Source organism: Deltaproteobacteria bacterium (assembly GCA_016219225.1).
In the GTDB taxonomy this organism is placed as follows: Bacteria; Desulfobacterota; RBG-13-43-22; order RBG-13-43-22; family RBG-13-43-22; genus RBG-13-43-22.
Genome location: JACRBX010000116.1, coordinates 1 through 20,442 on the forward strand (window position 1 = coordinate 1; position 20,442 = coordinate 20,442).

Sequence of the window (20,442 nt, forward strand, 5' to 3'; positions counted from 1 at the left end):
CGGCCTCGAAAAATCCTTTGTCCATCCCAATGAAGACCGGAGCCGAACTGGAGAGCTTGAGAAGGCCTACCTTCACTGTGGTCAGGCCGAAAGAAGTGCTTATAGGAATAAGGATCAATAAGAAACCGAGCAACATACTGAAAAACTGTTTTCTGGCCATAATTAATTCTCCTTTTTTAAAGGACCACATTAATTCGATGGGGCAAAAGGGTTAAAAAAAATGTAACCATTTAGCCCTTTGAAAAATTTAAGACTTTTATCTGAAAATCCTGATTTTCTCAAACGTCATTCCGGTGAAAACCGGAATCCAGGTTTCTTTCGTCTCAGTATGACTCCTGGATTCCGGTTTTCACCGGAATGACGGAGAGGTTATCGCCGTTTTTTCAAAAAGCTAAACTGATACAAAAAAATTCATTTTACCAGCCCTTCAGGTAAAAATAAAGCAATTTCAGGGAGGTTAAACACCATGAATCCAGAATAATGGTATATCTTTTTTGGGGCTGTTACTCATTCTGAATTCCAAAATTTTAAATATCTTTGATTAGAATTTATGCGTGATACCCACTAATAAAAAAAGGGTGTTTATGCCGCTGTTGGGTTGTTTGACGCTGGCGTTGGAGACATGACGATAGAGGCCTTCTGCGGTAATAGCCTTATCTTTTTCAAAAAAATAGTGTATTCCAATTCCGGCTTGTTCAAGAAAATTAAATTGGGTAGACTGTTCATGGCTGGTCTGGGACATATAAAGGAAGCCCAGGCCTGCTTTCACGTAGGGCTGAACGGGGTGCCTCTCGGGGAGAATCCCGACTTTTAACATGAGGGCCGTTCCGGCTTCCCAATTCAGATCGGGTTGGGAAACCATACTCATAAAGGGTTCTATTTGGAACTGAAATAAACCCGGTGGACAAAACCCTTTTTTTTCAAGAAAAGGTTTGAGATCAACATCGAAATCAAGGATCACCGGGTGGAGACGATATTCCCCTTTTTTTTCCAATGGGCCGGTTCCAAGACCAGTCAACACCCCTATACCTTGAAAAACCTTCGACTTACTATCTGCTGCCCAACTGTTAATAGAGAAAATAAATAATAACGATAAGACGATAATAGCCGTTGTTTTTTTCATGGGTTTATTTCCTTTCCGTGAATTAATTTTGCAGGATAAAGGAAGGGAAGCAGGGGGTCAAGCAGAATCACTTTTTTCTTGACACCTTTTATTGTTTGTTCTATATAGAAATAAAATGTTCTCTATGGAGAAAATGTTGGGACAAACAATAAAATATGAAGCCGACCGGTAAAACAACAAAAGTGCAAATAAAAAGAGTTCCTGCCGTAGACAAATGCTTCAAAATTTTGGAGCTGTTGGCCGGGGCAAAGAATCCCCTGGGGATCAGTGAGCTGTCTCATCGGCTGGGTTTTCATAAGAGCACGGTTTTTAACCTGATTTATACCCTGGTGGATTTAGGGGTCCTCGAAATGGCTTCTGAAAACAAGGTGCGTCTGGGTATAAAACTGTATACCCTTGGCCGGGAGGCCGGAGCCGGATCGATACTCATTTCCAAGATACACCCTTATCTGGAGGAAATCAATCAACAAACCAAGCTTTCCGTATTTCTGGGGCTTCGCTCCGGAATGAAGGCCGTGATTGTCGATAAGGTGGATTCACCCTATGATATCAAGGTCTCCTCCGAAATGGGCATGAAAATCCCCCTGGTGGCCGGAGCAAGTGGAAAGGTCCTGTTGTCGCAACTGCCCGAAGCCCAGGTCGATAAAATTCTGTCAGAAAACAAATTGATAAAATTTACCCCTTATTCCTGTACTGATCTAAAACAATTTAAAAATAAGATAAAAAAATCCGGGGAGGATCAAATCGCTCTGGACGATGAAGAATATATCGAAGGCATACGTGCCCTGGCTATCCCCTTGAATATCGGCCGGCCGGATTTTCAGGCCGCCATCTGGGTTGTAGGATTGAAAAGCCAGATCACCGATCAAATGATACCCGAGTATAAGGACCAACTTAAAAAAATAGGGGCCCGGATTGAGGCCCAATTCTCTTCGTGAGGAGGTTCCTCTATGATGGTTGAAGACGGCAGGAAATATTGGAATCCTGTACTGGAGACCCTGACTTCGGATCAGCATCTGGCCCTTGAACTCAGGAATCTTCGTAAGCTGATTCGGTATGCCAAGGAGCATTCGGTTTTTTATCAGGAAAAGTACAAGGACATCCTTCCCGAAGAAATCACCACTATCGAATCGGTCCGCCGACTCCCATTGATCGACAAAGAAGACCTCCGGAAAGCCCAGGAGGGCAAGCCCCCTTTCCCTTACGGAGAAATGTTAGGCGTTGATTTAAAGGAGGTGACCGATTTCCGTCAGACATCGGGGACCACCGGAAGACCGGTTTATGTTCCGGAATCTTATGAGAGCTGGCAGTGGCGGATTGAGGTCTGGTGCCATATCCTCTGGATGGCCGGATTCCGGGAAACAGATCGCGTCTTTGTTCCCTTTGGCTATAATGTCTATGTGGCCTTCTGGGAGGGCCATTATGGGGCAGAAAAACTGGGTTGTGAGGTCGTCCCCGGGGGGGCACTGGATACCCGGGGCCGGATCAACAAGATGCTGGAAGTCAAGGCGACGGCCCTTTTGAATACGCCCACCTACGGCCTCCACATGGCTGAGGAGGCACTGAAAATGGGGCTCGATCCCAAAACGATCGGGATCAAAAAGATGCTTTGTGCCGGAGAGCCGTTGCCGCCGGCCACCCGGAACCGGCTGGAAGAAATCTGGGGCGCCGAGGTTTATGACCATATCGGAGGAACAGAGCCCTGCGCCTGGGCGGCTATGTGCGGGGAGCGCAGGGGGCTGCACATCATGGAGCCTTTCTTCCTGGTGGAGGTCCTGGATATGGAGACCATGAGCCGGGAAGTCGACCCGGGGGAACTGGGTGTGGCCGTGGTCACGCCGCTCGGAAGGCATTCCTTTCCCTTGATCCGCTTCAACACCAAAGATGTGGTACGCCGGGGCGAAAAGGGGTGTCTCTGCGGCCGGACCTCCAAGAGGATTTCCGGAGTCGAAGGCCGGACCGATGATCTAAGAAAAATCCGGGGGGTCCTGTTTACCCCGGTCACGGTCGAAGAGGTAGTCCGGAGGGAATTCCCTCAGGTTATGGAATATGAAATCATCGTCGAACGTAAGGGCATCATGGATGAAATCCGCCTTAAGGTAGAACCCCAGGAGGAAATGGGGGTCGAGGCGTCCAAAGATTTTTCCAGGAATATCTCGGAAAGACTGAAAATAAAAACCAACCTGAGATTCCGGATCGATCTGGTCGCCCCCGGCGAACTTCCGCGCTATACCTTGAAATCCAAGAGGTTCAAAGACCTCAGGGAGGTAAAAGAAAATGACTGATCCAGCAGAAAAAAGCCAATGGGCAAATCTCAACGGGATGAAGGTCCATATCGATCAGATTGAGAAACACTTGCGTGATCTCAAGGCCCTGGGGGGGGAAATGCCGGTCATAGAAAAGAATGTTCGGGCCATGATGAGTTTCATTTATGCCCTGAAGTTCGGCATTTCGGATTTAGCGGAGATGGATTAATACTACAGCAATAGTTTTTCCGTCATTCCCGAATGTCTTTATCGGGAATCCAGAATCCGGGTATTCGGTCAATGACTCCATTACCCGATAAGGAGGTTGCAGATGGGGGAGATTAAAAAAATCAGAACGGCTTGCAGGAATTGTCATGGCGGGTGCGGCGTGATCGCCACCGTTTCGGATGGCAAGGTGATCAAGGTGGAAGGGGACCCGGAATCCCCCATCAGTTACGGGACTTTATGCAGCAAGGGGCTGGCCGTCACCCAAATGGCCTATCATCCCGACAGGATCCTTCATCCCATGAAAAAGGTGAACGGCCAATGGGAACGGATCTCCTGGGACGAGGCCCTGGACACCGTTGCCACAAAATTCAAGGAAGTGATCGCTGCCCACGGGCCTGAGGCCATTGTCATCGGCCAGGGGACCGGCCGGGACTACGAAAGCCATCTCTACCGGTTTGCCAATATGCTCGGTACGCCGAACGTCCTGACTGCCGGCCACATGTGTTATGTCTCCAGGGTGGCTTCCACCCTGATTACCTGCGGCAACTTGCCTATCTGCGACTACCGGGGCGAGCCGAAACTGATCGTCATGTGGGCCTGCAATCCCCAATGGACCAACCCGGATGAGTACAAAGGGGTCGATTTCTGGAAGGCTTATAAAAAGGGGGCCAAACTCATCTGTATCGATCCCCGTAAAGGCTTTGTGGCCAAAAGGGCCCACCTCTGGCTCCAACTGCGACCGGGCACGGATGCTGCCCTGGCCATGGGTTTCCACCGGGTGATCATGGAGGAAGAATTATTCGACCGGGAGTTTACGGCCCAATATATCCACGGCTGGGAGGCCTTCCGGGAAAGGGTGATGAAGGACTATCCCCTGGAACGGGTGGAGGAGATTACCTGGGTGGACAAGGACCTCATCCGTCAGGCGGCCAGGCTGTATGCCACCACAAAACCGGCCTGCATCCATTGGGGCGTACCGACCGAACAGACCAACAACTGCACCGACTTTACCCGGACGGCCACCGGGCTCATGGCAGCCACCGGCAACCTGGACGCACCCGGGGGCAACGTCCTCTATGTCAACCCGCCGACCCGGACGGTGGCTGAATTTGCCCGGCATAAGGAACTCAGCCTGGAGCAGAGGGCCAAGAGGCTGGGAGGGGAGCAGTATAAATTAGGGGCCAGAGTGGCCTTTATAACCCCCAAGGTCGCCTGGGAATCCATATTAGAGGGGAAACCCTATCAATTAAAAGCCGGTCTTTTATGCGGGACCAATCCGGTGATCACCAGGGATGGGGCCAGGGAGGCCTATGCTGCGCTCCAGGCCCTGGATTTCCTGGTAGCCATCGATTTTTTCCTCACCCCCACGGCCGAGCTGGCCGACATCTTTCTGCCGGCCGGTACCTGGCTCGAACAGAATCACGTGGCCGATAACTGGAAAAGACACGGTTTCGTGGTGGCCCGGCAGAAGTGCGTCGAGATCGGGGAGGCCTGGCAGGACCACAAAATCTTCATGGAATTGGGCAAGAGGATGGGGCAGCAGTGGTGGGATACCGTAGAGGAGTCCCTCGATTATCTGCTCGAACCGGCCGGGGTGACCTGGGAGGAATTTAAAAAGATCGGCTGGCTCCAGGGAGAGATGGTCTACCACAAGTACAAGGAAAGGGGCTTTTCCACACCCACCCGGAAGGTGGAACTCTGGTCCACTACCCTGGAGAAGTGGGGATTCGACCCCCTGCCCAAATATGTGGAACTGCCGGAGAGTCCGGTTTCCACACCCGAACTCCTGGAACGTTACCCTTACATCCTGAATGCCGGGTTGCGGACACCGACTTTTTTCCATTCAGCCAACCGCCAGCAGCCCTGGTTGAGGGAGATCCGGCCCGACCCGATCGTCGAGATTCACCCCGAGACGGCCAGGAAACATGGGATCCAGGATGGCGACTGGGTTTATATCGAGTCGCCCCGGGGACGGGTCAAGGAGCGGGCCAAGCTTTACGACGGAATCAATCCCCAAGTGGTGGTTGCCGAACATGGCTGGTGGTACCCGGAGATCAAGGACCCGGGTCACGGCTGGGATATATCCAATATCAATATCCTGATGGACAATGCCCACAGGACCATGGATCCGGCCATGGGGGCGACCAATATAAGGAATTGTTTGTGCAGCATCGCCCGGGTGGAGGATTAAGGGTCATACCGGAAGAGGCGTCGCAAAGTCGATGAAGCCGATTGGGCAAACGAATCCCGGATAGAAATATGGCTACCTGGACGGATCCTGAAACAGACCTGGAATGGCAAATGGAATCACCCGGTGAGATGACCTGGGATGGGGCCATGGCCTATGCCGGGGAGCTTATATGGGAGGGCAGGCAGGATTGGCGCCTGCCCGGCGTTTTCGAGCTGGAGACCCTGCTGGACCGGAGCAGATATCGGCCGGTCATTCGTCCGGAGGTCCCTTTTCAGGATATACTAAGCTATTGGTCGTCAACCACCTTCGGGCCGGCTACTAAAAATGCCTGGATCGTGATGTTTGACGGCGCCTATGTGCTGAGTTATTCCAAGGGCAACATCTACCAGGTCCGTTGTGTACGCGGTCCGGATCAATAGATCACAGGAGGGTATGAGATGGGAAAAGTCTCTTTGATGTTTTTTAAAAAGGATTGCATGGGCTGTCATGCCTGTGAAGTGGCCTGCAAGCAGGAGCATGCGCTTGGGGTGGGGCCGAGACTGGTACGGGTAATCGAGAAGGGGTGCGACTTTTTCCCCATTTACTGTCACCACTGTGCCAATGCCCCCTGCAAGGAAGCCTGTCCGGCCGGGGCCATAATAAGAAATCCCCAGGGTGTTGTGCTGATCGACTCTGAACTCTGCATCGGTTGCCAGGCCTGTGTCGAAGCCTGTCCCTTCGGGGCTATGCAGTTCGAAGAAGAAAAAGGACTGGCCATGAAGTGCGATTTATGCATCGATCGGCTGTCGCAAGACGAACGGCCGGCCTGCAGCCTGGTTTGCCCGACCCGCTGTATTTCCTTTGGGGATATGCACACTTTTTCGGAAAGGGTGGCGAAAAGGGCCATGGGGGAGGCCTGATATTTCCAAAGCAGGTAATCTATTGCCCGTATCACCTGACAGGAGAATTCGATATGCGTTATGAAGCGATTATTTTTGACCTGGACGGGACCTTACTGGATACCATTGAGGACTTGACCGATTCCATGAACGAGGTGTTGGCCCGCTTCGGCTTTCCGGGCCACGGTCAGGAAGCCTATAAATATTTCGTCGGCGAGGGGGTCGAAACCCTGGTCCTGCGGGCCTTGCCGGCAGATCGGGCTGATGAGGCGACCATCAGCCAATGCGTCATCGCCATGCGGGAAGAATATGGCCGGCGTTGGGACAAGAAGACCCGGCCCTATCCGGGGGTACCGGAACTCTTAGACGCCCTCCACCAAAGAGAAATCCCCCTGGCCGTCTTGTCTAACAAAGTCCAGGACTTCACCCAGATATGTGTGGCCAAGCTGCTGCCTAACTGGTCTTTTCAGGTGGTCTTGGGGGCCCGGCCCATGGTCCCCAAAAAGCCGGACCCCACGGCAGCCCTGGAAATAGCCCAAATCATGGGCCTTAATCAGGACCAATTTCTATATCTTGGAGATACCGCTACGGACATGAAGACCGCCGTGGCGGCCGGCATGTTTCCTTTAGGGGCCTTATGGGGCTTTCGCACCGCCCAGGAACTTACGGCCAACGGGGCCAAGGCCCTGCTCGAAAAGCCGTTGGATCTCCTGCAATACCTGTAATCAAAGGTTCAGGGCTCAGGGTTCAGGGCTCAGGGCTCAGGGGTCAAGGCTCAGGGTTCAGGGGTCAGGGGGCAAGTTTAATAAAAATTTTTTGCCCCCGAGCATTGATTTTTGTTGCTTTGAGCTCTTTACTCCGAACTCCGAACTGTCTTTTCGCCTCACGCCTCATGCCTCAGGCCTATCAGGCCTCGGCACCGCCACAAAGGGAAATAATCTCCCCGGTCAAATAAGCGGATCTTGAAGAGGCCAGGAAATCCACCATCTGAACCACGTCTTCGATTTTAGCGATCCGCCCCTGGGGAACCCCTTTCAGTATTTCCTTCAGGATGGAGTCATCCGTCCAAAAAGGTTTGGAGAAATCAGTCTCCACCACACCGGGGGCCACGGCATTGACCCTTATTCCATAAGAAGCCAGTTCTCTGGCCAACACCCTGGTCAGCATCTCCATCCCGGCCTTGGCTATCCCGTAAATCCCCATACCCGGGGCGGCCCGATGGGCGGCCGTAGAGCTGATATTGATGATGGACCCCCCTTTTTCTTTCATCAGGGGGAAGGCCTGGCGGGAACACATAAAAGCGGACTTCAGGTTTCCATCCAGGATTTTATCCCAGAGGGTCACCTCGGCCTCCACCGTAGAAGGGGTGAAGATATTCATCCCCACATTATTAACCAGAAGGTCCAGGCCGCCGAATTCCGAACGGATATTAATAAACAATTCCGTCACCTCTTCGGCTTTCCCGACGTTGGCCTGAAAGGTTAAGAGATTTCCCATTTCCTCTTTAGCCTTTTGCAAGTTGACTTCTTTCCGGCCGCAGATGGCCACCCAGGCGCCCTGGCCCACAAAATACCGGGCAATTCCCAGCCCGATACCCCGCGAACCTCCGGTTACCAATACCCGTTTGTTTTCAAATTCACTCATACTTTCCTCCGTTATTTCTTCTGAAAAATTTCCAGGTAACAATAAGGTGAAACCCATTTTGAAAGTCCCATCGGGTTGAAAGGTATCGTATCTCAGGCGGCCGCTTTCTTCAAGGAGAAATGTAAACCCTATCCGGTCTGTCAGCTTTTTGTCAGGATGCGGAGGAAACATCAAAAACATGCCGGATGTCATCAAAGTTGGTTAAGGTTCTCCCGGACCCTTTCCGGAATTCCGATTAAAAGAACCTGTTCCTTTTGGACCACCAAACCCGACCGACTTTTCTTTAACCTATCCGTTCAGCTTTCTTGACTAATTTGATGTAAAAATCCGGATGGAAAATAGAAAATTTCCCTCTCCCCCGGGATGGAGGAAAAGGGGTTACCGGACAAGCTGTTTTTAATGGCATACTCCTTGCTTTAATACAAAAATAACGTTCAGCGTTCGGCGTTCGGCGTTCGGCGAAACCCATTTTCATGCTTCGTGGTGCCTCCATGAGGTATGAAGGTTTAATATAAAGGTAACACTTTAAGATGCCGTTGAGCCCCTGGTCATCCGGCCAAGGGTTTGACCGGCCCGGGAGGAACCACATGGAAACAAACAGCCCAAGGACCCTGGGATTTCACCTGCAGCAGGTCAAGGAAGGAAAAAGGCGGTATGAAAATGCCTTTCAGACCGTGGCCCGGATGATCCTGGAAAACAATGAATTGATCGAAAAGGTCGTGGTCAATGGGAAAAGCACCTACAACTTTAAAATCTTTCGCCTGGGCAATAAGCACGTCATTGGCATGTATGATGAGATCAATAGTTTTGTTTCTTGTATCAAGGACGCGGCCGAAGGGGGTTCATCCCGGGAAATGGCCTTTGTCCTGGTGGGGGAGCCGGGCAATGGGAAGACCTTTTTGGTCGATACCCTCTGCAGTCTTTATCGGAATTTCTTGGCCCAGGAAGAAAACCGCCGTTATACCTTCAACTTCAAGAATCTGGAAAAACTGGGCACCTATGGTCGAATAACCCAGATCCAGTCCCAGACCTTTGAAGATCCCATGATCCTGGCCATGAATCTCTTCCCGTCCCGAAAAGAGAACATGACCTATCTGACCCGGGAGGCTGGATTTTCCGACCAGGAAGTGGAAAGCCTCTTTGAAACCTTCAGACCCTTGGGTGCCTGCAGCGACTACATCATGAACGATATCCGGAATGCCTTAAATGGCAACATCGAAGAACTTAAGGATTTTTTTGAAGTCGTCCCGGTCCCCTTAAGCGAAAGCCTGGGGACGATCACCGGGAAATATTCGGCCAAGGACAAGATCACTTCTTCGGCCGTAGACCTTTTAGGGGAAGAATCGATCCAAAGACTCCTTCATTTAACCGATCCGAATAACCCTTATCGTTTCGACCTTCGGAGGGGGGCCCTGGCCCGGGTAGCCGGAGGGGGTATCCATTTCAGCGATGAGATCTTCAAAAACAAAAAGGATCTGGTTCAGGTTTATCTCGGGGTAATCCAAAACAGAAACATAGAAATAGATGGGTTCCGCTGGCCCATCGATACCCTGATCATCGCCACCAGCAACAATGCCGAGTTCAACCGCTTCCTGGCCGAAAAAGAAGAGGCCCCCATCGTGGATCGATGCCGCATCTGCTATGTGGCCCACAATACCAACTACCGTATGCAGGAACAATTGACCGCCTATGCCGTCGGCAGTGAATCCAAGACCACCCTGACCAAGGAAAAATTACACCAGGACCCTAATTTGAATTATGCGGCCTCTATTGCGGCCGTTTTGACCCGGCTGCCCAGGACGGAGAAACTGACCCCCATAGAGATGATGAAGCTGGGGGCCGGAGAAGTGGCCGGGGAGAAAAGCATCAAGACCCTGGCCGAGGTCATTGACACCCTTAATCATGAACCGGACATCACCAAACGATTCGGTCAAAAAGGACTGGGGCAGCGGGACCTGGGGAGGGCCCTCCAATTGTTGATGGAGACCTCCGAGACTAACGAAGGTCAATGTATGTTTGCCGAGGACATTTTTAAGGCCTTCGAGCGGGTCATCCTGGATTATGTAACCGAGGCCAATGAAAGAAAAAAATATTTTGAAGACATCAAGACGGCCCGAGGTCTATACCGGGAACGGATCATGACCGAGATGTTCAATGCCTATATGGACGAACCCCATGCCATAAAAAAAGATGTCATGAATTATGTCAACATGATTATCGGGATCGATGCCGAAAACCTGGGTCCTGATAAGATGTGGAAATATAAGGATCCCCAGACCGCCCAATTAAAGGCCCTCAAGATCGATGAGCGATATATCCAGAGTGTTGAGGAGAGGTTGGGTCTGAAGACCCATGAACAGCGGGAATCCTTCAGGACTTCCATAAGAAAGATTTACGGCCAAAAGCTGTCAATCGATCCCGGTTATGATTTTATGGACAATATCGAACTGGTCAAGGCCGTCACGGATGTGAGACTCAAGTCCGATATCGCCGGGGCCGGGAGTCTCATCGGGGCCTTGGCCAACCGGACCAACGATGAGAACCAGAAGCTTTATGACCGCATGACGCAAACCATGTTGACCCAGTTGAGATATTGTAAAACCTGCGCCCAGAAGACTATCGAGTATTTTTGTACCCGGAATGATGAAAACTGACAAAGAGTTAGAGAATCCAGAATCCAGGAGTCAGAATCCAGAAGGGGAATCTCGCCACATCATGCCTGGCGACTTGGATCCTGAACCGCGGATTAAACAGTGGAAAGACGATTTGGGAAAAGCCTTCCGGAATACCCTTTATGAACAGGACGACCTGACCCATCTTCAAGCCCTCACCGCACCAAGGGGACACTATCTTCAAAATCTGAAATCGATTGATGAGCTGTTGGAAAGAGACCTTCAACGGGAAAAGGACGGGTTTCCCCGGAAGATCCGGATCGGCCGGTTGATCAAGGTCGGGAAAGGGGGAAAGGAGAAAATCGTCGTGGTTCCCACAACCGTGGAGGAGAAATTGATCCACGACCTGAAGGCGGATTCTTCAAAAACTGAAGATCAGTCCGGCGGGTCAGGGGAGGGTAATGACGGCCAGGTGATCGGAGAGGAACCGGTCCACGGAACGGAAGGCTCAGGAACCGGAGGGGCCGGCCAGGGCGAGAGCGGGGAGCATGAGATCGAGTCCAGCGCCTTTGATTTAGGGAGGATCTTAACCGAAAAATTCAACCTGCCCAATCTGACCGAAAAGGGGAAAAAACGTTCCTTAAAAAAATTTACTTATGAACTCACCGACCGGAATAAGGGGTTTGGCCAGGTCCTGGATAAAAAGGCTACCTTAAGGAAGATTATCGAGACCAACATCAACCTAAACACCATTCCGGATGTTGCCCAGATCGATCCGGCCCGTCTCCTGGTCTCTCCGCAGGACAGCGTTTACCGGATCCTTTCCAAGGAACAGGATTTTGAATCCCAGGCCATGGTTTTTTTCGTCCGGGATTATTCCGGTTCCATGTCCGGCAAACCGACCGAGGTGGTGGTGACCCAACACGTCTTGATCTATAGCTGGCTCCTGTACCAGTACGATCGACAAGTGGAGACCCGCTTTATCCTCCACGATACCGAGGCCAAGGAGGTCCCGGACTTCAACAGTTATTCCAGTTTGTCGGTGGCCGGCGGGACCAAGGTGGTCTCGGCTTATCGCCTGGTCAATGAAATCGTGGAAAGAGAAAATTTGTCCAGGGATTATAATATTTATGTCTTTCACGGCACCGATGGGGATGATTGGGACACCACCGGGAAGGAAACCATTCCGGAACTCCGCAAGATGGCCCTCTATAGCAGCCGGGTGGGTATCACCGTGGCCAATCGAGGAGGATCGGCCCTGGAGAAGACAATCAAGGATTCTCGAGTCCTGGAAGAATATATGAAGCAATTACGGCTGGTGGTTATAGAAGAAGAGGCCGAGGAATCCCGTCTGATTGAAGGCATCAAGCAACTGATATCTTGAACTCTATTTTCGAACTAAATGGAACTCATCAATCAACATACCAAGCGCATCATGGAAGGCTGTAAAGACCGGGCCAAAGAGGCCGGGCTTCAGTTCCAGGACGAAACCCTGGAATATATCGTCACCAACAAAGACCTTCTGGAACTGATGCCTAAAAACATGATCCCCACCCTGTATGATTACTGGGTCCATGAGGTGGAGGTGCTCAAAGAAAAAGGGAAGTACGAGCTGTATCCTTATAATCCCTATGAAACCGTTATCAATACCCGTCCGGCCATGTCGTTTTATAATGACAACAACCCGGACTGGTTGAATGTGATGATCTTTTATCATGTCCTGGCCCATATCGATTTTTTTCAGAACAACCTGTTTTTTAAACATACCTGGCAGGAAGATTTTGCCGGACAAGCCCTTTCCGATAAACGCTCCATTGCCTTGCTGCGCTCGGAAAAGGGACGTTTCGTGGACTATGTCATCGAGTTCACCCGGGGGATCGACAATCTGGTCGGCTTTTATAATGAACTCTCAGACCTTAACCGACCGGCAGGGAACAAGAGCGCCGGCAAGCTGGATTTCTACTTCGATCTGTTCTTGCAGACCATCGTCCGGGTTCCTTTCCATGAATATCTCAAGGAAGTGGACCGTTATAATGAAACCACCGGCCGGTTCGGTTCCATGGCCGAATCGATTTTTTTTTCCCAGGTGTCCAAGAAATATCCTGAGTTTGAGGCCTTATATACCACCCGGCAAAAGTCTAAGAAGCCCAAATCCAGGGACCTGATCGATTTTATTGCGGACCACTCGCCGTTTTTACAAAAGGAAGAAAACCGCTGGATGAAAACGGTCATGGAGATTGTCCGAAAGACCTCTCTCTATTTTCAACCGCAAATCAGGACCAAGATCCTCAATGAAGGCTGGGCCAGCTATTGGCATGAAAAGTTGTTTATCAACGACGACCGGATCAAGGGCAATGAGGTGGCCTTCGCCAGGGTCAATGCCAAGGTAACGGCCCTTCCGCGCATGGGACTCAATCCCTATGCCCTGGGCATGAGGCTGTTTTCCTATCTGGAAGGTTTAGCCGACCAAGGCCGGATCTCCTATGCCTTCCAACGGCTCGAAAGTATCGGGGGACGCAGTGGCTTTGACCAAAAAACCGGACAAGGGCGGGATTTCGTTTCTCAGGTTCGGGAAAACTTCAACGATTTTATGTTCGTTAATACTTTTGTGGATCAGGATTTCGTGGACACTTACAAACTTTTTGTGGCCGGAAAAAGATTGAACCCTCAAAAAGAGGTTTGGGAGTATTATATTCAGAGCCGGAAGGCTTCGGACTACAAAGCGATGCTGCTTGAATCCCTTTACCATCCACCCCATATAGTCATCGGTGAGCCGAAATCCCAAGACCGGTCCTTATATCTTGACCATCAATTTGAAGGCAAACCCCTGGTCCGCGAATTTATCGCCCACACTCTTTTAGGGATTGAGTACCTCTGGGGGGGGCCTGTGAAGCTCGAAACCTCCGAACCGATAGAAAAACCGGAGCCCCCCTTGGCCTATAGCTACAATTTGTATGACCCGGTCCCGACCGATGGTAAATCTTCGCGTCAAGACAAGGCCCAGTTCGGCCGGGTCCTTTATACCATGGAGAATCGAAAACTCTCCAGGTCCCTTCTATGAGGAAAGGCGGCCCATGGAATCCGTTGAGCAAGTAATATCCACCCTCTGTCAAAAAATCAAGGAACGGGAAAACCGCCTTCCCATGAATTACCAGGAATTCATGACGTTGGCCGGGGAACAACCGACCCTGGTCTTTCGCAATATTTTTCAGAGGCTCCAGGACATGATCAAAAGTCATTTAGGCGAAGGCGTAAATGAATATCCGGATGATCCGGAATCCATCAACTATGTCTATTATGACTGCAACAGCCTTTTTGTCGACGGGGCGGACCACCCTTTTTTCGCCGACCGTCTCTTCGCCAATCGGCTTATCAATCATATCAATGCCTTTCAACATGGAAGGCAGCAAAACCGGATCTATATTTTTGAAGGTCCTCATGGATGCGGTAAGAGCACCTTCCTGAACAACCTGCTGATGAAGTTTGAGCACTACAGCAAAACCGCCGCCGGAAGCACCTACGAAACCGTCTGGCGCCTGGACAAAAAGGAACTGGGCGTGCTTTTCGAAAATGAGGCCCATGTCCTTTTGGGCCAGTTACGGACCCTGGCTGAGCATGCCTCCCTGACCCCCCGGCCGGCCCAGCGGGATCAAATTCTGGGCCTGCCTGCCAAGGAATACCTGGAGGTCCCCTGCCCCAGTCATGACAACCCTATCCTTTTAATCCCTAAAGGGTATCGCCGGGAGGTCTTTGACCATCTCATCCAGGATGAAGGGTTCAAACAAAAGTTATTTACCGAAAAGCAGTATGAATGGGTGTTCAGAGATAATCCCTGCACGATCTGCCTGTCCCTGTATCAGACCCTTTTGGACCTTTTGGATTCTCCGGCCAAGGTCTTTGATATGGTCTTTGCCCGACGCTACGAATTTAACCGGCGTCTGGGCCAGGGGATCAGTGTCTTTAATCCCGGCGACCGGATTACCAAAGTCGCTGTCATCACTAATGAGATGCTGCAAAGTCAATTGAATGCCCTGGTCAAAGACAGCAACAGGGTTAAATATCTTTTTTCCCGATATGCCATCACCAACAATGGCATCTTCGCCCTGATGGATGTAAAAGATCACAACAAGGAACGCTTTGCCAATCTTCACGGCATCATCAGTGAAGGGGTCCATAAGGTGGAGGAAGAGATCGAAGAGAATGTCAATTCCCTGTTTCTGGCCCTGATGAATCCGGAAGATCTGGAAAATATAGGCGACACCCATTCTTTTATCGACCGTATCACCTTTATCAAGATCCCCTATGTCCTCGATTACAATACCGAGGTCAAGATCCACAGGAACGTCTTTGGTGATCAACTCGAGAGCCGTTTTCTTCCCCGGGTGCTCCAAAATTTCTCCAAGGTGGTTATATCCTCCCGGATGAAGGAAAAATCCGAGGGGTTAGAGGAGTGGATCAAAGAGCCGGATCGCTACCGGCTGTATTGTGACCGAAACCTCCAGTTGTTGAAAATGGATATCTATGCCGGCTTGATCCCCCCCTGGCTTTCTCAGGAGGACCGGAAAAGATTTACGGCCAAGCGAAGACAGTCTATCATCGGCGAGTCGGAGACCGAGGGAACCAAAGGGTTTTCAGGAAGAGACTCCATCATGATTTTAAATGAGTTTTATTCCACCTACGCCAAGAATGGCAAATTAATCACCATGGCCATGGTTTATCATTTCTTCCGCGAAAATCGCCGGGACCTGCTGGCTTCGATCCCTGAAGGATTTTTGGATTCCCTGGTAAGTTCTTATAACTATGCGGTCCTTCAGGAAGTCAAGGAATCGCTTTATTACTATAATGAAGAACGGATTTCAAGAGATATTCAGAATTACCTTTTTGCCACCAATTTTGAACCCGGCAGTGCCGAAAGATGTATCTATACCGGGGAAACCCTGGAAATCGGAGAGGAGTTTTTTGAAGGCCTTGAACGCCGCATCCTCGGTGCGGGGCTTAAAGATTCCCAAAGGCAGGCCTTCCGAAAAGAGGTCCAGAATCAATATGCCTCCAAGACCCTGACCCAGGAAATGCTCCTGGAGGGAAAGCAAATTACCGAGACTTCGGTGTATCACTCCCTGCGTGAACGGTATGTCCACAACCTGAAGGAAAAGGTGATGGACCCTTTTCTGAAAAATGAAAATTTCAGGAGGGCCATCAAGGATTTTGCCACAGATAGTTTCAGAACCTACGATAAAAGGATCCGGGAGGAGATCAACTTCCTCATGCAGAACCTCATGGGAAAATTCGGCTACTCCTCCCAGGGGGCCAAGGAGGCCTGTATCTATGTGATCGATAACGACCTGACCACCACTTTTGCCTCATCATGAAAGGGATCGGGGTTCGGGGGTCAGGGATCGGGGAAAAGTTAAACCTTTGTCCTGGAGGGCGTCACGAAACATGAAAATTTTTTCAGGTGATGGGTGATGGGCTATGGGCTATGGGCAAGGTACAGGGTTGAAGGTTTTTACACCTGTAACTTGCAACTTTCTCTTCGACTGCCCCCCGACCCCCGATCCCTGATCCCTGATCCCTAAAAGGCGGCGATACTTTCGGCCAGGGCCGGATCGCGCAAAATCTTCTTGGCGAATTTTATGTATTTGGCTACAATGGCTCGGACGGCTAATTGCAGGGCATAGGGGCGAATGGGTTTTTCAATGAGATAAGTAATGTCCGAGGCGATGCACATATTGACCACGTCATCACTGGCATTTCCGGTGACAATGATCGTATCCTGGTAGGCCAGGGGGAACTTGTCGATGACGGCCTCCAGAAAACCGAATCCGGTTTCCTCACCCATGAAGACGTCTAAAACGAAGATGGCTACGGAATTTTTCTGGCTTCGGCAAAAGGCGACGGCTTCTCCGGACTGGGTAAAGGTGAGCACCTGTCCCCAGGTATAAAATCTGGTGATGATCTTGGCCACGACCTCGCAAACGGCCGGATCGTCATCGACGATAATTACATCCAGGCTGTCAGACATAATTCCTCCCTCGGATTAGAAATGGTAGTTTCCTGACTATAAAGTATAAGAATTAGCATTTAGACGCCGATGAACTCGGATCGGCAGGATGCCGATCGTGCAGATCGTCAAGATTTTAAATATAAAGAGCTAATAGAATAATGAGCTGCGTGTATCAGCGAAAATCTGCATCCTGATATAAAATTCTAATGAAGGTCTTCTATCCTGTCAATAAAGAAATGAGAACCTGCCATGTCCCCTGACGAAAAGATACTCATCGTAGATGACGACCCTGATATCCGGCGGCTCATCCAGAAAGCCCTGAGTAAGGCCGGATATACCTGTCTGGAGGCCGAAGACGGTCGTGGGCTTTTTCATCTGATGGCCGACCATCGCCTGGCCCTAATCCTTTTGGACATCAAACTTCCCTATCAGGATGGGTTGACTCTTTTGCCCAAGATCCTGGAGCAGGACCAGGAAGTCTGCGTGGTTATGCTGACGGGTGTAGTCGATGTGAAAACCGCCATATTGGCTATCCGGAAAGGGGCCTTTGATTATATTCCCAAGCCTTTCCCGTTGGAGGAACTGCAATTGGTGGTCCGCCGGGCTCTGGAGAAAAGGCGTTTGGAAATTGAAAACAAACTCTATCATCAGGCCATCGAGAGAAAAAATCTCCGCCTGGAGATTTTACACGGTCTCTCTGTCAAGATAGCCTTTTCCCTGTTAGAGACCGTAGAACTTGAAGAAATCCTCAGGACTATATTGGTCGGAATCACAGCCGGCGAAGGACTGGGGTTAAATCGAGCCTTTTTGGCCTTATTCAATGATACCCAAACCAGGTTGGAAGGCAAGATTGCCATAGGCCCGGGCAGTCCCGAAGAAGCGGGGCGGATCTGGGCCTCTTTACAAGAGCGCAAAACCAGTCTGTCCCAGGCCATCGCCGAATACGGTCGGGTTTGCCGGATTGAAAACACCCGGGTCAACCAAATCGCCCAGGCGATTTCGCTTCCCTCCACCGATTATGATAACATCCTGATCCGGGCCGCTCAAGAAAAACGATCTTTTAATGTCGTAGACGGCCAGATCGATAAGCAGCCTGTTAAAAAGGATATCATTCATCTTTTAGGGTCCGAGTCCTTTGCCGTTGTTCCCCTTTGTTCGCCGGACCGGGTCCAAGGGATAATTGTGGCCGACAACTATATTACCCGCCAACCGATCACGGCCGAAGACATTACGGCTATGGAGCTGTTTGCCAATCAGGCCAGCCTGGCCATAGAAAAAAGCCGGCTCTATTCCGAACTGGCCCAAAAAGTGTCCAACCTGGAAGCCGTCAACAAGGAATTGGAAGAAAACCGGGACCTGCTGATACGGGTCGAACGATTGTCAGCCCTGGGGGAAATGGCGGCTCAAATCGCCCATGAAATGAAGAACCCCCTGGCCTCCATCGGCGGGGTGGCCCGATTTATCCAAAGACACACCCAGGAAGAGAAATATAAAAATCATTTGGAGACTATCGTCAAGGAAACCTTGCGGCTGGAGCAGATCCTGTTCCAGATTTTTGACTTTATCCAATGTCCGTCGATAACCCTAAAAAAAATAAATTTAAACCACCTTCTCCATTCCTGTCTTCAGACCCTCCATTCCCAAATGGAAAAATCCAATATAACCCTGGCGACCGACTTTTCTCCGGATCTGCCTGAAATGGATCTGGATGAAGACCGGATAAAGGAGGCCGTCCTGAATATCTGCCGCAATGCCATCGACGCCATGCCTTCGGGCGGTCGGTTGCGTGTCTGCACCGGGGTGGACCGGAAAGAAGTCCGGGTTGAAATAAGCGATACCGGCGTGGGGATGGTTCCGGAACATTTAGAAAAGGCCCGGCAACCTTTTTTTACCACAAAAACCTATGGGATCGGTTTGGGGCTGACCCTGGCGGAAAAAATTGTTAATATGCACCAGGGCAGGATCACTCTTTCCGGTAAATTGGGATCCGGGGTCTGTGTAACGATTTTCCTGCTTTTGTCGCCGGGATCAATCGATTAGCACAAACCCATAACGGTTTTGACGATCATCTTTATTCTGTAAGACGTCACAGGGCCATCCCAGATTCCGCACCGTCTGATACACATCGATGCCGAAGCTTTGATCGCAAGGCCTGACCTTTTCCGGTGTGGGACAGGGTTTCCCCTGGCTGACCGCACAAACCTTACACCAATTACAATAACGAAGGGCGAAGGCGAAATAATGACCATCCAGAAAGGCGGTTTGTTCAATCTCCAGGACAGCCCGGCTCAATTCCCGGGCCTGATGAGAGATGTATTTTTCCATTTTTTTAAGTCGCCGGTTGTATTCAAGTCCGGGATATGATACTAAAGTTCCGAAGCGAAGACGCCATCCGGGATTATAGAACGATCCGGTTTGTGAAATCAATTGGAAACAAAAGGAGACAAAAATGTCTGAAATGAATTATTACACCGGCAAAAAGATATTGATTACCGGCGGCCTTGGATTTATCGGAAGTACTTTGGCCATTCGCCTGATTGAATCGGGGGCCGAGGTCACTCTTTTGGATGCCCTGATACCGGATTTAGGGGCCAATTCCTTTAATATCGAACCGATAAAAGACCGGGTTGCAGTGGTCCAGGCCAACCTCGGGGATCGTTCGGTGGTTGATGATCAGGTCAAAGGCAAAGACCTGATTTTTAATATCGGTATGCATTCCTGCCATCTGAGATCCATGTCCGATCCCCTCTTTGACCTGGAGACCAATGTCATCCCCCAGGTCCATTTTTTAGAGGCCTTGCGCGCCCACAATCCTCAAACCCGGATCATCTATATCGGCACCCGGGCCCAATACGGTCAGGCCCTGACCATTCCCATTACGGAAAATACCCCGCCCAATCCCAAAGACATCTATGCCGCCAGTAAACAGGTCGTAGAATGGTACCACCTCCTCTATCAAAAAATTTGCGGTCTCCGGGCAACCTCTTTGCGCCTGGGCAATACCTATGGTCCGCGACACCAGATGCGTCATCCCCAATACGGCGTCCAAAATTTTCTGATCCGATTGGCCCTGGAGGATCAGGAGATCAAAGTCTTTGGCGACGGCATCCAAAAAAGGGAAATGATTTACATTGATGACATTATTTCCTGCCTGCTTTTATTGGGGGAAAATCCTTCCTGTGTCGACCAAATCTATAGTATCGGGAGTGCCGAGTCCATCACCTTCTTGCAACTGGTTCAGGAAATCATCCGGGCCTGCGGGTCGGGCCGCTATGTCCATGTCCCCTGGCCGGAAGATCGGAAGACCATCGAAGTGGGCGATGTGGTCACCGATTTTTCCAAGCTGACCGCCCATACGGGCTGGAAGCCCAGCACCTTGCTGGCTGAGGGGCTTAACAAGACCGTGGCCTTTTATCGGCAGTATCGGGGCCATTATTGGCTGTAATCGGTTTTTTGTAACTATCCACCCAGAGAAAAAATATATTAACCTTCTTGTTTTCTGATTCCTTCGGGTTG

The 20,442-nt window shown here is 50.5% G+C and carries 18 protein-coding genes; 13 read left to right on the plus strand and 5 right to left on the minus strand.

Annotation, left to right across the window (positions count from 1 at the left end; genetic code table 11):
- The coding region (locus HY879_10400) for a hypothetical protein (protein ID MBI5603755.1) at positions 1-160 on the minus strand (160 nt) is incomplete at its 3' end.
- A gap of 381 nt (positions 161-541) precedes the next feature.
- The gene (locus HY879_10405; GenBank protein ID MBI5603756.1) at positions 542-1,123 is read right to left on the minus strand and encodes an acyloxyacyl hydrolase; all 582 of its coding nucleotides are present in this window, start codon (positions 1,121-1,123) and stop codon (positions 542-544) included.
- Positions 1,124-1,359: 236 nt separating this feature from the next.
- Here HY879_10405 and HY879_10410 point away from each other — a divergent pair, with 236 nt between their 5' ends.
- The 7 genes from HY879_10410 (at position 1,360) to HY879_10440 (ending at position 7,391) form a co-directional block, all read left to right on the plus strand.
- Positions 1,360-2,061: an IclR family transcriptional regulator gene (locus HY879_10410; protein MBI5603757.1), complete on the plus strand. Its 702-nt coding sequence runs from the start codon at positions 1,360-1,362 to the stop codon at positions 2,059-2,061.
- Positions 2,062-2,073: 12 nt separating this feature from the next.
- Positions 2,074-3,408, plus strand: a complete 1,335-nt coding sequence (locus HY879_10415; protein MBI5603758.1) for an AMP-binding protein — start codon at positions 2,074-2,076, stop codon at positions 3,406-3,408.
- On the plus strand, positions 3,401-3,598 hold the full coding sequence (locus tag HY879_10420; protein ID MBI5603759.1) for a hypothetical protein: 198 nt from the start codon (positions 3,401-3,403) through the stop codon (positions 3,596-3,598). Before HY879_10415 ends, HY879_10420 begins: the two co-directional genes overlap by 8 nt.
- A gap of 102 nt (positions 3,599-3,700) precedes the next feature.
- Positions 3,701-5,788 carry a molybdopterin-dependent oxidoreductase gene (locus HY879_10425; GenBank protein MBI5603760.1) on the plus strand — a complete coding sequence of 696 codons (2,088 nt, stop codon included), beginning with the start codon at positions 3,701-3,703 and terminating at the stop codon, positions 5,786-5,788.
- A gap of 68 nt (positions 5,789-5,856) precedes the next feature.
- Positions 5,857-6,207 carry a DUF1566 domain-containing protein gene (locus HY879_10430; protein ID MBI5603761.1) on the plus strand — a complete coding sequence of 117 codons (351 nt, stop codon included), beginning with the start codon at positions 5,857-5,859 and terminating at the stop codon, positions 6,205-6,207.
- Positions 6,208-6,225: 18 nt separating this feature from the next.
- Positions 6,226-6,687, plus strand: a complete 462-nt coding sequence (locus tag HY879_10435) for a 4Fe-4S binding protein (GenBank protein ID MBI5603762.1) — start codon at positions 6,226-6,228, stop codon at positions 6,685-6,687.
- A 53-nt stretch (positions 6,688-6,740) separates the two neighbouring features.
- Positions 6,741-7,391, plus strand: a complete 651-nt coding sequence (locus tag HY879_10440; protein ID MBI5603763.1) for an HAD family hydrolase — start codon at positions 6,741-6,743, stop codon at positions 7,389-7,391.
- Between the two features lie 181 nt (positions 7,392-7,572).
- Here the strand turns inward: HY879_10440 and HY879_10445 are convergent, their stop codons facing one another.
- On the minus strand, positions 7,573-8,310 hold the full coding sequence (locus tag HY879_10445) for an SDR family oxidoreductase (GenBank protein MBI5603764.1): 738 nt from the start codon (positions 8,308-8,310) through the stop codon (positions 7,573-7,575).
- A gap of 587 nt (positions 8,311-8,897) precedes the next feature.
- Here HY879_10445 and HY879_10450 point away from each other — a divergent pair.
- From HY879_10450 to HY879_10465, 4 genes are all read left to right on the plus strand, one after another.
- Positions 8,898-10,964, plus strand: a complete 2,067-nt coding sequence (locus HY879_10450) for a serine protein kinase PrkA (protein MBI5603765.1) — start codon at positions 8,898-8,900, stop codon at positions 10,962-10,964.
- 61 nt (positions 10,965-11,025) lie between these two features.
- Positions 11,026-12,306 carry a DUF444 family protein gene (locus HY879_10455; GenBank protein MBI5603766.1) on the plus strand — a complete coding sequence of 427 codons (1,281 nt, stop codon included), beginning with the start codon at positions 11,026-11,028 and terminating at the stop codon, positions 12,304-12,306.
- An 18-nt stretch (positions 12,307-12,324) separates the two neighbouring features.
- Positions 12,325-13,983: a SpoVR family protein gene (locus tag HY879_10460; GenBank protein MBI5603767.1), complete on the plus strand. Its 1,659-nt coding sequence runs from the start codon at positions 12,325-12,327 to the stop codon at positions 13,981-13,983.
- Between the two features lie 13 nt (positions 13,984-13,996).
- Positions 13,997-16,291, plus strand: coding sequence for a serine protein kinase PrkA (locus HY879_10465; protein ID MBI5603768.1), 2,295 nt, complete (start codon positions 13,997-13,999; stop codon positions 16,289-16,291).
- A 203-nt stretch (positions 16,292-16,494) separates the two neighbouring features.
- On the opposite strand, the gene HY879_10470 is transcribed toward HY879_10465, so the two are convergent.
- The gene (locus HY879_10470) at positions 16,495-16,944 is read right to left on the minus strand and encodes a response regulator (protein MBI5603769.1); all 450 of its coding nucleotides are present in this window, start codon (positions 16,942-16,944) and stop codon (positions 16,495-16,497) included.
- Positions 16,945-17,175: 231 nt separating this feature from the next.
- Here HY879_10470 and HY879_10475 point away from each other — a divergent pair, with 231 nt between their 5' ends.
- On the plus strand, positions 17,176-18,966 hold the full coding sequence (locus tag HY879_10475; protein MBI5603770.1) for a response regulator: 1,791 nt from the start codon (positions 17,176-17,178) through the stop codon (positions 18,964-18,966).
- Here the strand turns inward: HY879_10475 and HY879_10480 are convergent.
- Positions 18,955-19,251 carry a hypothetical protein gene (locus HY879_10480; GenBank protein ID MBI5603771.1) on the minus strand — a complete coding sequence of 99 codons (297 nt, stop codon included), beginning with the start codon at positions 19,249-19,251 and terminating at the stop codon, positions 18,955-18,957. The two genes, HY879_10475 and HY879_10480, sit on opposite strands and share 12 nt — an antisense overlap.
- Before the next feature lie 124 nt (positions 19,252-19,375).
- On the opposite strand from HY879_10480, the gene HY879_10485 reads away from it, so the two are divergent.
- A complete protein-coding gene (locus HY879_10485; protein MBI5603772.1) occupies positions 19,376-20,371 on the plus strand; it encodes a GDP-mannose 4,6-dehydratase in 996 nt (331 codons plus the stop codon).
- The last annotated feature ends 71 nt before the right edge of the window (positions 20,372-20,442 follow it).